The sequence below is a fragment of the Ruegeria discodermiae genome (assembly GCF_030758345.1).
Classification (GTDB): Bacteria; Pseudomonadota; Alphaproteobacteria; order Rhodobacterales; family Rhodobacteraceae; genus Ruegeria_C.
The window spans coordinates 1-12525 of the sequence record NZ_JAVAMO010000020.1 but is presented as its reverse complement, the minus strand read 5'-3'; the positions used below and the strand labels follow the sequence as shown (position 1 = coordinate 12525).

Genomic DNA, 12525 nt, shown 5'->3' with positions numbered 1-12525 from the left:
TTCACCGCAAATTCCTACCGATACGCACATTCTGATGCGTCCAACCTCGGGGACGAATTTACCACTGAAATGGCAAGCTGAATCCTGCGAGACAACACTTTGCGCGTCACGTCGGATAGTTTGGCAATACCTTCAAGGTGCGCGCGCATCCTCGCGGTTACGCACGCACGCGTATTGCGCATAGCTGTGCATCAGCGGCTTATGGGTCACGTTGAACTCGACCATATCGCAGAGCGCCATGGCCAAGTTATCGCGAGGTGTGACGTGAAACCGGCCGAGCCAATTGCGGAGCCGTTTGTCGAACCAATGCGGCATCTGCGATTGGTCGCCGAAATCTACTATATGCAGTTCGCCACAAGGCGAAAGATGACTTACGGCCTCTCTGATTGCGGACTGCCAGAGCGGCATCATCGAGATGCAGTATGACATCAAGATGCGGTCAAACTTGGCGCATCCGAACAGTTTTGATGGATCTAAGTCACAAGCATCCCCTTGTGCCAGCATGGCCCGATCGCCCAGCTTCGCTCGGGCAGACCGCAACATTTCTGACGAGATATCAAGCCCATAGAGATTCCTGCCAGGGTAACGTGCATCAATCTGATCCAGATTGCGACCAGTCCCGCAAGCGACCTCTAAAATATGGGCGTCGGCAGGGGGTTGGAGCTGATCCAGGGCGTAATCACGACCAAGCAGGTAGTATTTTCGAGTCGCATCATAGACGAACCGTTGCCTGCGATAGACCCGGTTCATCAGAACGCTATGCGTGTCTGCCATCGGGCCTACCCCTTGAACTGATAGACATGGAAGCCGCCGTAAATCGCGGAGCGGTCGTTACGGAATCCCCGGTCCGAGGCATCAGCCTGATATGACCAACGTGAAAGGATCGCGTCATTTACACGACCAGGAAGAATATCGCTGCTGCCGCCATTACGGAAAATGACCCGGGCATCCTGCGCCGCTGTACGCGTGATTTCAGACCATAACGCGTTCAATTGGTCATCATTCATCCAGTCCTGCGCATCGAGCAGAACATAGCCATGCCTTGAGGCGCTCGGTTGCTCCGTGAGAAGGTCCGTCAGTGACCGGTTCAGAACCGTCACGCGCGCCGCATTTGCACGTACCGTCTGAAAATTCTCGGGCGCCAGGTAAGGTGGCACGGCAGGGTTTTCGACAGGTTCGTATCCGCGATAAGCCGCTTGCCATGCAAAATAGTTGTCATGGATGGGAAAGTCACAAAACAGCTTGCGTGTGCGCTCTTTAAGGATCGCAACAATGTCACCATCCGCATCTGCTGCAAGTTTGTCATATTGCGCAGGCGGAATGCCCAACCCGAATAATGATGCCCGACGGGTGGCCAAAAACCTGACCAGCGGGCGGTCATACAAAGGGGCAATCTGGGTCTCGAAAAAGTCCGCCTGATCTGCACGCGATTGCGCGGCGAGCAGAGGGGTAAAATCCACGCCTGCCATTCTGGCGACAAAGTGGACCACGCCAAGAAAGCGACCGAGAGCACCGTGATGGTATAGACCTTGCGCCAAAATGCGCTTGCGCGGCCCTGTCAGGGTTCGAGCATTCCAATAGCTGCGCGTCTTATCGTCCAGATATGGTGCGATATATGTGTCAAACACCGCGATGTTTGCCGCTGTGTCGCCCCGGCCCAGCAACGCAAACAGGGTAGCGTGATCCGGTACATGTTGGACCGCAGCAAGCTTTAGCTTGTTCAGCATCACATGAGCGGGCGACAAATCCACAGCCGTAATGGATGCGGGATGCTGCGTGAGATAAGACAGCATGTTGCAGCCGCCGGACGCGATGCACACGATATTGCTGTCGCGCCGTATCTTAAGCGCCTCCATGTCGACGACTGGATCTTCCCAAATCTGTGTATAAACCAGCCCGTGAAACAGGCGGGCAAAGGCGCGCTCCAGCATCCCTTCGCGCGTCATGGTTGCGTTTTGGTTGACAGCTGCGCTCAGCTGCTCGGTGACAGATGCCATGTCTCTATCCTGCTCAGGTATCCAACTTTTCAAGGTGTCTGCGGGACTTGAAGCGCTGTTTGCCGCCCACCGTGGCCGCCGCTCTTTCCTCCCAGTCGATCAATTGCATTTCGCCTGTGGGGTGCTCGGCTATCGCCGTGCAGCTTTCGACCCAATCGCCGGTGTTGATATAGGAGATGCCGTTTACCTGGCGGATGTTGGCATGATGGATATGGCCACAAATCACACCATCATACCCGCCACGTTTTGCCTCTTCTGCCAGGACGTGCTCGTACTGACCAATAAAGTTGACTGCCGACTTGACCTGCTGTTTCGCCCATTTCGACAAGGACCAATATTGGCCACCCCACAATGACTTGACCCAATTGATCTTGGGGTTGAGCCAAATCAGAAAGTCATAGGCCGTGTCGCCAAAATGGGCGAGCCGCTTGGCATTCATCACCACCACATCAAACTGATCGCCGTGGGTGACCAGATATCGTTTTCCATCCATCCCGGTGAAATCGGCGGACTGCATGACCTCAATCCCGCCAAAATGTGTACCCAGATAGTTTCGCATCACTTCATCATGATTGCCGGGTACGAAGATGATCCGGGTTCCTCGCCGCGCTTTATCAAGCAACGTTTGAACAACGTTGTTATGGGTTTGCGGCCAGTGCCAGCCCCGTTTTTTGATGGCCCATCCGTCAAAGATGTCGCCAACAAGGTAGATGGTGCCCGCGTCGTGACTGCGCAGAAATGAAACAAGCAAATCCGCACGACACCCTCGTGTGCCCAGGTGAATGTCCGAAAGGAAGAGGGTTCTGAACAGCATCTGCCACCAACCACAGGTCAATTTGCCCTCGGATTAATCAGGTCGTGTGACAACTGCGTGACCCTCCCCCAAGCAGGGTGTTGTTCGATGGGCTACATCGGAACAGTAGTCTGCCTTTTGAGATTTTTGCTGATCCGACGACGTCAACAAGAGGCTTAAGATTGTTTGCAATCGCACAATGGCCCTTCGAGGCCAGTGGGAGCGTCTACATCTTCAAAACCGTATTTCGCCCTTACCGGTCGGCCACTACCCATGCACATTTTTGTCATTTTTTTGCAATAAATTTGTCAAAAATATGAAGCCTGACCCTCAGAAAGTGATGCAACGTTCCGGCTGGTTGTCGTCCGGCAATCCGAACGTTCCACCAGAACAGAAGATTTGTTTCTTGGCTTTGAAAGGCACCGCTATGAATGCGCTGATCAGTGAATTCCAACCGAACCCGGCTGGTTCCGACCCCTCAACTCAGACTATCGAACTTTTTGGCCCCGCAGGTGAGGCTTTCTCTGCGTGGCTTCTAAGTGTTGAGAGCGACGAGGGCGGTTCGGCGGGAACTGTTGATCGCGCATTCCAAGTCAACGGCACTTTCGATGCATCGGGTTTGCTGACGGTCGAGGTTCCAGATCTGGAAAACCCCAGCTTTACCTATGTTTTGGTTGATAATTTCATCGGGTCCGTCGGCGATGATTTTGACACCAACGATGATGGTGTTCTGGATGTTGATCTATCGCTTCTGGGCGTTACCGAGGTATTTGATGCTGTCGGAATCCCGGACGCTGAATCAGACGAGAGCTACGTCTATGGCGCACAGCTGGGCGGGGTTGACTTTAGTTTCACAGGCGCGGAACCGGAACGTGTTTTCCGCAGCGGATCGGACGGGGATTTCTACGCCGTCAACGTGATCGGTGACACCGAAGTGTTCGATACCAATGGCAACTCGATCAGCGTAACCGAATTCTCCGAAAACCCGGCTGATGCGACGAATTTCGGTGAGGTTAACGCCTCCCTTATTGTTCCGGCAGCAGCCTTTACGCTGGAACTTCTGCATTTTGCGGATCAGGAAGCCAACGCTGCGACGATAGACAATATCGACAACCTGTCCGGTGTGTTGAATGCGCTTCGCGCCGAGGATTTGGGTGGCGATGGCATGGCCGACAATACCCTGACGCTGTCGTCGGGTGACGCGATTATTCCGGGTCTGTTCTTCGATGCGTCCGAGGCCGTCTTCGGGTCACAGGGTATCGCGGATATCCAGATCCAGAACGAGCTGGGCGTGCAGGCCATTGCATTGGGCAACCACGAATTCGATCTGGGCACCGGACTTCTGGCTGGTCTGATCGACGGTTCAGCAATCGGCGATTTTTCGGCCCTGACAACAGGTACGGCACTTGACGGCCTCGACTTCACCGGTGCGGCGTTCCCATATCTTTCGGCGAACCTGGATTTCTCGACCGATCCGAATCTGGCGCCGCTGGAAACGGCTGGCGGTCAGGACACCGCGACACTGAGCAATGTCGTGACATCATCCAGCGTGTCGGATGTGAATGGCGAACTCATTGGCATTGTTGGCGCGACGGTCCCGACAATCCGGTCGATCTCCAGCCCCGGCGACGATCTGGGGATCTTGCCGGACTGGGCCAGTGGCAGCCCGACAAGTGAAGAACTGGATGCGCTTGCCGCAATTCTGCAGGCAGAAGTTGACCAGTTGCTTAGTGACAATCCGACCATGGATAAGGTTGTGCTGTTGTCGCATATGCAGCAAATCTCGATCGAGCAGGAGCTTGCTGCGCGGCTGGAGAGTGTTGATATCATCGTTGCGGGCGGCTCGAACACCCGCCTCTTTGACGACAATGATCGCATCCGTGACGGTGACAGCGATCAGGGTCAGTACCCGCAGTTCATCACCAATGCCGGTGGCACCACCACTGCGGTTGTCAACACGGACGGAAACTACAAATATGTCGGGCGGCTGGTCATCGACTTTGACGCGGATGGCAACATCATTCCGACCAGCTATGACGCAGATGTCTCGGGCGCTTATGCAACCGATGATCAGGGTGTTGCGGACCTGAACGCCGAAGGACTGATCGATCCGGAAATCGATGCGATCACTGATGCGATCCAGGCACAGATCGTCGCAACCGAAAGCAATGTGTTTGGTGTCTCGAACGTGTTTCTGAACGGCAACCGCTCAGGCACCTTCGCGGCGGACGATCCGGATGGCGTGCGCACCCAGGAGACGAACCTGGGTAACCTGACTGCCGATGCAAATCTGGAATATGCCAAGAGTTTTGACGACACCGTTGTCATCTCGATCAAAAACGGCGGCGGCATCCGCGCCAATATTGGCGAGATCGTTGTTCCAGCCGGCGGCACCGAGGCGGTGCGTCAACCGAACTCTGCAGTGCTTGATGAAAATGGTGTCGAGGTGAAGCCGGAAGGCGGGATCAGCCAGAACGATATCGCGACGACGCTTGCATTCAACAACGGGCTGACCCTGCTCGACATTACCGCGCAAGAGCTGAAGGACTTCCTCGAAGGCGCGGTCTCGGCGTTGCCAACGGGTGTTTCGGGCGGCTTCCCTCAGATCTCGGGGCTCAAATTCTCGTTTGATGAAACGCAGACCGCGCAGACTTATGATGTCGATGGCAACATTCTGGTCGCTGGTGAGCGTGTGGTTAATGCCGGTATCTTCGATGAGAATGACGACCTCATCGCCGAGGTCGTGCGCGACGGAGAGGTCGTTGGCGACGACTCTGATACCTTCCGCGTTGTGACGCTCAACTTCCTTGCAAATTCGGGTGACGAGGTCCTGTCAAACCTGTCAAATCCGAACCGGGTGGATCTGATCGATCTGGATGCAGACGGTGTCGATGATGAAAACTTCACCGGTGACGCGATATTTGCAGCCGATGGCAGCGAACAGGATGCCCTGGCCGAGTATCTCGATGACAATTTCGGCGATGCGGACAACGCCTTTGATCAGGCCGATGTCGGCCCGGAAGGGGATCTGCGAATCCAGAACCTGACCTTTACCGAAGACACCATCTTTGAAGATGAGTCTGAGCCAGCACCGGAAGCGACCGGCGAGGTGGTTTTTGAACAGGTCGCCATCTTCCAGGGCGAAGGCGAAGAACCCGGCGACGGAGACGGCGCCGCAGAGTCCGTCGCCCATGACGGCGGCAAACTCTATGTGACCAATGGCGCCCAGGATCGGATAGACATCTTCACCATCCCCGACGAAGTGGGCGCTGTAACCGATCTGGTCGAAACCATCGATCTGAGCGGGCTCGAAGGCTATGACGGCGTCCAGTCCGTGGCGGTTCGCAACGGCGTTGTCGCGGTTGCGATTTCGGTCGCGGCGGTGGAAGAGACCGTGTTTGGCCAGACGAGTATGCTGGCGCAGCCGGGTTTTGTCGCGCTGTTTGATGCTGAAAGCCTTGATCTGCTGTCAACGGTCGAGGTCGGCAACCTGCCCGATCAGTTAACCTTCAACGCAGACGGCACGCAGCTGCTGGTTGCTGGCGAAGGTGAAAAGAACGATGACAGCGACAACGACAACAACCCGCTGGGCACTGTTGCGGTAATCGATACCACCGATCCGACTGCACCAAGCGCCGAAATTCTGGACTTCACGCAGTTCAATGGTCTGGAAGATCTGGCTCGCGATGCCGGTATCCGCATTCAGGACGGCGTCAGCTTTGCCGAGGATGTCGAGCCGGAATACATCGCGATCAGCCCTGACGGCAGCACGGCCTTTGTTTCGCTGCAGGAAAACAATGCCATCGCCAAGATCGATCTGGTGTCCAATGAGGTCGTTGATATCTTCTCTCTGGGCAGGGTCGATTTCAGCAGCGAAAGCGCGCTGGATGCCGACGACAATGGTAAGATCAACATCACCAACTTCGACAATCTGGTCGGGTTCCGAATGGCAGATGCGATCACCTCGTTCGAGGTGAACGGTCAAACCTTCATCGCCACGGCGAACGAAGGCGACAGCCGCGACTTTGACGAAGATCGCGTGGGTGATCTGGCCGAAGCTGGCCTGATCGACCCCAGCGTCGACATCACCGGGCTGGAGCGTCTGGAGGTTTCGACCATCGATGGTGACACGGATGGCGATGGTGACATCGACGTGCTGCACACCTTCTCGTCGCGGTCCTTCTCGATCTTTGATGCGGATGGCAATCTGGTCTTTGACTCCGGGTCTCAGTTCGAACAGATCATCGCCGATCTGGCGCCCGAGCGGTTCAACGACGACGACGGCGACGATGGCGAGGATCGCTCAGACGCCAAAGGGCCCGAGCCCGAAGCCATCGCTGTCGGTGAAGTCGGCGGCCGCCTCTATGCATTCATCGGGCTGGAGCGGGACAGCGGCATCATGATCTACGACATCTCGGAGCCGGAGAATGCGTTCTTCGTGAATTACATCCCGCCACTGCATGTGGACAATGCGGCTGAGGGTGAACCGGCGCTGCACTCACCCGAGGTGATCGCCTTCATCTCGGAAGACGAAAGCGGCACGGGCAATGCCCAGATTGCGGTTTCCTACGAAGTCTCTGGCACCACGGCTGTCTATGATCTGACCTCGATTAACCCGATCGTCACGATTATGGATATTCAGGGCGAAGGCCATATTTCGGAGTTCGAGGGCCGCACCGTCACAACCACCGGTATCGTCACCGCAGTCGATACCAACGGCTACTACCTGCAGGACGCAGAAGGTGACGGCAATGACGCCACCTCGGACGGTATCTTCATCTTCACCGGCGCGGCCCCGACCGTTGCCGTGGGGGATGAGGTCACCGTTTCGGGCGATGTGTCCGAGTTCATCCCCGGCGGTGCCGGAACCGGCAACCTGTCGATCACGCAGATCAGCGCCAATACCGAAGAGGTTCTGTCCTCGGGTAATACAGTGGAAGCTCTGGTGCTGGGGGCAAACGGACGTCCGATCCCGACCGAGGTTGTGATTTCCGAAGATGAAACACCTGTGAACCTTCAGGACGACCCCGGTACGTTCAATCCCGAAACCGACGGCATCGACTTCTATGAGAGCCTCGAAGGTATGCTGGTCACGGTGGACAACCCGCTTGCCATTTCGGCCACAAACCGGTTCGGCGAGAGTTGGGTTGTTGCGGATGATGGTGTCAACACCACTCCGGGTCTGAACGACCGTGGCGGTCTTAACCTGAACGCCAATGCGGATGGTTTGGGTGATCTCAACCCCGAACGGATCCAGATCCAGTACGACAGCGGCCTGCTGCCGGAAGGCTTCACGGGCCCAGATTTGAATGTCGGCGACGACCTCAGCAACGTCACCGGTGTTGTCGGCTACGGCTTTGGAAACTTCGAGATCAACGTCACCGAAGCGTTCACCGTCGAAGAGGCGACCTCGAACACGGCGGAGGTCACCGAGATAGCGGGATCGGACAGCGAACTGACTGTTGCAACCTACAACGTGCTCAACGTTACCTCGAACGAGGCGGATGGTGATGCGGACCAGATCGCACTGCTGGCGCAGCAGATTGTCAACAATTTGGGCAGCCCGGATATCCTCGCCTTGCAGGAAATCCAGGACAACTCGGGTGTGACGGATGACGGCACTCTGGACGCGGATGAAACGCTTCAGGCCATCGTTGATGCGATCGCGGAAGCGGGTGGTCCGGTCTACAGCTTCCAGAGCGCGGTTGTGGACGAAGACGGTGAAAATGGCGGCGTGCCGGGCGGCAATATCCGCAACGCGTTCCTCTATAACGAAGAGCGGGTTGAGGCGAACAGCTTCCTGACACTGGAGAGCAACGTGCTGACGGATATGGGCGTCACGAACCCCGATGCCTTTGAAGGCTCACGCGATCCGCTTCTGGGCGTCTTCACCTTCAACGATCAGGAAATCACGCTGATCAACAACCACTTCTCGTCCCGCTTCGGCTCGGAACCGGTCTTTGGCGGACCTCAGCCCTTCAATCAGGGCGGTGAGGATGAGCGCGAGGCACAGGCGCTGGCGATTAACGAAGTGGTGGACGGCCTGTTGGCCAACGACCCCGAGGCAAACATCGCGGTATTGGGTGACCTGAACACCTTCGACTTCACCGACGAGTTGACCGAAGACCTGCCGGGTGTCGGTGATGAGATGGTTCTGACCAACCTGATCGGCCAGTTGGAAGGGGACGAAGCCTACACCTTCAACTTCCAGGGCAACTCTCAGGCGCTGGACCACATCTTCGTAACCGACAGTCTGTTGGAAGGCACCAATGTCGACTTTGTTCACGTCAACGTGGACTTCGCAGATGCGGCGTCGGATCACGAACCAATTGTCGCCAGCTTTGCGCTGGAGGCCCCGGAAGAGGTCGAGGGTCAGTTCCTGATCGGAACCCGGCGTCGCGATGAACTGACGGGCGATGACGGCGACGACATCATCCTGGGGTTCAAGGGGCGTGACACGCTGCTCGGCAAAGGGGGGGATGACATCATCTTCGGCGGTCGGGGTCGCGACGAGATCGACGGCGGCGATGGCGATGACATTCTCTCGGGTGGCCGGGGTCGCGATATTATCGCCGGCGGCGCCGGGAATGATGTCATCGACGGTGGCCGTGGCCGCGACACGTTGCTCGGCGGCGAAGGCGACGACACTTTCATCAACGCACAACGCGGTAACAGCTTCGAGTTCGTCGACGATTTCGGTGCCGATGAAATTTTCGGAGACGGCATAGGTCTGGATCAGCTGGTCTTCAAGAATGTCGATGACAACGACATTTCCGTTCAGAACGTTGACGGCGATCTGGTGATTACAGTCGACGGCGCGGAAACATTTGGCGTTGTCACGATCTTCCACACCGAAGAAAACAGCCTGCTGTTTATCTGACGAACACAAACGTGGCCAGCGCGTGGGCGCGCTAGCCACTGCAAATCGGGCGATTACAACAAGCTGTGAGACCTGTTTGGGTTCAGCCAAACAGAAGTTCTGTAGCGAACTCCATTTGCAGGGCCGGTGCGTTTCATAAGCATCGGTCCTTCGATGTTCAGAATTGAAGTATTACCCAACAAAGAGTGAGGTTTAACCAAAACGAAGATGGTCATCACGGGGTATACTTGCAGAACTCCGTCTTGAGGCGTGATTGCCTCTTTCCCCATTGGCTTTGAGCCACGCGAGCGATCTCGGCGGTGCCGAGGGCGGGGAAGCGGTTCATAAGCGCGATGCGGATGTGGATTTCTGCAGTTTGTCGGTCGGGGTCTTTTGCGCTGATACGATCACCGAAAGCCCTGAGGCACCGCAACCACTGCCCGGCAGTGGTTCGCTTGCAAACCATGAAGGGGTCGCCTCGATCCGACTGCGGGCGTGGTAGCTGGTCCATCTTTTGCAGAGCGCACGACCATAGTGCCGTGTGGCGTGCAGGGATTCGTTTCTGACCCGTGCCGCTGGGCAGTCCTCTTTCCAGAGGCGAATCGGAGTGATCGCCGTGTCCTTATATTCGATGATCGCGGCGTGGCATCTGCGGGTGTCCCAGGCCCCGTCCATTGCCCGGCAGGCGATTGCGAAGCAATCTGCCGAAAGGGCGCCGTCGCTCAAGAACTTGATACCGGTGCTGTCCAGCAGCAGGTTGAGCGGCCCATCGGTGCGGCGATAAAGTGCTAGCAAGCAGTTTGGAGCGCATGACAACTGACCTAGCAGCGAACATCCAGCTTGATTGGCCGGTTGTCCAAATGGGCTTGGTGCTTCTCCGGGACCGTCACGGACACCATCCCGCTTGCGTTCGCAAAGTCACCAGTTCCGCCGGTCACGGCCCAATCGTACACTTGCTGGGCTTCACCCGAACGATAGGTATCTGCCGCATCAGCAATTGACGTGGTGGTGGCAACAAAGATGTCCCCGTTTGGAAACGCGAGTGAGCCATCTACCCTCACGTAATGCCCCATATCCTGGTGACCGCCCAAAACGGTTGTGATGACATCAAACGCGCCAACATAAAGCCCGCCCAGGTCTTCCAGGTACCAGTGAGAAATCCGGCGGTCGCCAACACCGGCGCTGGCCGGATTGACCCCGACAAACTCGATTAGAGTATTGCTGAACCTCAGTTCGGTTTGCCCGCACCCGACAAACGACTCGTCAGTTTGAGCAGCCGCACCAATTGGTAGCGCCAGCCCAAACGCACAGATCCAACGGCGTAGGTCTCTCATAACACCCACTCCCTGTATGCAACCCGTTCCCTGCGCGACAAGATTGGAGCGGCACATTGGGCTCAAATGGGGCGCGGATTAAGTTTGAGTTAATATGCACGCCTGAAGCAGAATTGCCGGTCGCATTATCCTTCATGACCCACAGGACGAGACAAAGCAGGTGCTGGACGGTATCAGCCCGGCGGCAAAGGCTTAGTCGCGCAACCCTGAACGTATCAACGCTGATTGACGCCGCACAGCACTTAGAAGGTGAAGAGCTAGCCGAGTACATGCGTTTAGAGCTTCCGACTTTTAACCTGAGGGGTATCCGGCAGCCTTGAAGTAATTCCAGCATTCTTATGGCGAATAGAGATTGCAGATGTCTGAGAGGGCGCTGAACATGTTACTGAATGTTCGGGTCCCGATGCCCCGCAGGTGCGCCTTGAGCTTCGAGAACGCCATCTCAATCGGGTTCAGATCGGGGCCATAGGGTGGCAAGAAGAGAAACCAACAGCCTGCAACTCTCATTGCTTTGGATGCGGCAGCATTCCTGTGAGTGTCGAGATTGTCCAGGATGACCGCTGATCCCGGCGCCAGTTCTGGCACCAGCATCTGTTCGACATAGGCTGCGAAGGCTTCGCCATCCAGAGCACCTTTGATAACCCATGGCGCAACCAAGGCGTCGGCGCTGAGACCCGCGATAAAGGTCTGCGTTCCCCAGGATCCGAAGGGAGCATCCATGACGAGCGGTTCCCAACATCACGACCACCCAGGCTGGCGGGTCAGGTTCGTTTTGACGGAGGTTTCGTCCACTGCCCGACAGGACATTGCGCGGTAATGTCACGAAAGGGAATGAAGGCACCACGCGCTGGCCGCGCCGATACGGCTGGCAGGCGGTGAGTGAGCCAGTCGTAGCGCCGTTTCTTATACCTGAGCGTCGCCGCTCGGTCGCGACCAGCGTGTTCGTCGGGAAAACGATTCACTGGATCGTTTTCTGATCCTCCTCAATTTTATGCGTGAAACCAGGCTTGCACAGGAGTCGGCCAATTGCATCAGAGTGCGCCTTAAGGCCGCTCGTATCGAACAACGCTCTGTCCAACTCAGGCATGGTCATGTCGCCATCCTGCTCAACACGTTCGACAAGAAAGGAGCGATTTAGGCAAGCTTGTCCTTGCCGCGCGGGCGACCTTGGGGCGCGGCTCTTGCTTGCCCAGTGCGTCGGATCGCAAGCCTCCAACGCGCCTGGTCGCGGGCGAAAGCTTCCCGCGCCAGGTCAGCCGCCTCTCCGGTGCAAAAGCCCCTGCGTCGCATGGGTGTATCCATCGCCTTCGAACGGCAGTGCCATGCGGGTGAGCGCATTCTCAAGGTGGAAAGTACCTGATCCATCGGCAGCAACGCCAGTGATTGGGTTTCTGACGATGCTGACGATCAAATCGGAAGTTCCGAGTCAGAAGATGAAGTCGCTAGCGTCAAGTGACCCTTCGGCCACGCCCAAGAACGTCATCGTGTTGTCCTCGCCATCGCCGATCACCGCATCTGCGCTTCCCGAAAGATGGTTGGTCT

At 56.7% G+C, this 12525-nt stretch carries 7 protein-coding genes and 1 pseudogene; 1 reads left to right on the top strand and 7 read right to left on the bottom strand.

Features of this window, described 5'->3' with window-relative positions; genetic code table 11:
• Positions 1-132: 132 nt before the first annotated feature.
• The 3 genes from Q5Y75_RS24855 to Q5Y75_RS24845 are packed head-to-tail and all read right to left on the bottom strand — an operon-like array spanning position 133 to position 2811.
• Complete coding sequence (locus Q5Y75_RS24855) at positions 133-774, bottom strand: class I SAM-dependent methyltransferase (protein WP_306202606.1); 642 nt, start codon at positions 772-774, stop codon at positions 133-135.
• 5 nt (positions 775-779) lie between these two features.
• Positions 780-1997, bottom strand: a complete 1218-nt coding sequence (locus Q5Y75_RS24850) for a BtaA family protein (protein ID WP_306202604.1) — start codon at positions 1995-1997, stop codon at positions 780-782.
• Positions 1998-2010: 13 nt separating this feature from the next.
• Positions 2011-2811 (bottom strand): UDP-2,3-diacylglucosamine diphosphatase, encoded by an 801-nt coding sequence (locus Q5Y75_RS24845; RefSeq protein WP_306202602.1) that lies wholly within the window; start codon positions 2809-2811, stop codon positions 2011-2013.
• 406 nt (positions 2812-3217) lie between these two features.
• On the opposite strand from Q5Y75_RS24845, the gene Q5Y75_RS24840 reads away from it, so the two are divergent.
• Complete coding sequence (locus Q5Y75_RS24840; protein WP_306202600.1) at positions 3218-9670, top strand: choice-of-anchor I family protein; 6453 nt, start codon at positions 3218-3220, stop codon at positions 9668-9670.
• Positions 9671-9947: 277 nt separating this feature from the next.
• Here the strand turns inward: Q5Y75_RS24840 and Q5Y75_RS24835 are convergent.
• The 4 genes and pseudogenes from Q5Y75_RS24835 to Q5Y75_RS24820 form a co-directional block, all read right to left on the bottom strand.
• Positions 9948-10321: pseudogene (locus Q5Y75_RS24835) on the bottom strand (IS5/IS1182 family transposase); the annotation flags it as partial.
• A 149-nt stretch (positions 10322-10470) separates the two neighbouring features.
• On the bottom strand, positions 10471-10983 hold the full coding sequence (locus Q5Y75_RS24830) for a hypothetical protein (protein WP_306202598.1): 513 nt from the start codon (positions 10981-10983) through the stop codon (positions 10471-10473).
• A gap of 336 nt (positions 10984-11319) precedes the next feature.
• Positions 11320-11703 carry a transposase gene (locus Q5Y75_RS24825; protein WP_306202596.1) on the bottom strand — a complete coding sequence of 128 codons (384 nt, stop codon included), beginning with the start codon at positions 11701-11703 and terminating at the stop codon, positions 11320-11322.
• Between the two features lie 532 nt (positions 11704-12235).
• Entirely contained in the window at positions 12236-12394 is a 159-nt protein-coding gene (locus Q5Y75_RS24820) for a hypothetical protein (protein ID WP_306202594.1), read from the bottom strand.
• Positions 12395-12525 lie beyond the last annotated feature (131 nt).

Coding starts and splice junctions, on each gene's coding strand:
- Q5Y75_RS24840 (WP_306202600.1), top strand. CDS start 3,218: ATGAATGCGCTGATCAGTGAATTCCAACCGAACCCGGCTGGTTCCGAC.
- Q5Y75_RS24845 (WP_306202602.1), bottom strand. CDS start 2,811: ATGCTGTTCAGAACCCTCTTCCTTTCGGACATTCACCTGGGCACACGA.
- Q5Y75_RS24855 (WP_306202606.1), bottom strand. CDS start 774: ATGGCAGACACGCATAGCGTTCTGATGAACCGGGTCTATCGCAGGCAA.
- Q5Y75_RS24825 (WP_306202596.1), bottom strand. CDS start 11,703: ATGGATGCTCCCTTCGGATCCTGGGGAACGCAGACCTTTATCGCGGGT.
- Q5Y75_RS24830 (WP_306202598.1), bottom strand. CDS start 10,983: ATGAGAGACCTACGCCGTTGGATCTGTGCGTTTGGGCTGGCGCTACCA.
- Q5Y75_RS24850 (WP_306202604.1), bottom strand. CDS start 1,997: ATGGCATCTGTCACCGAGCAGCTGAGCGCAGCTGTCAACCAAAACGCA.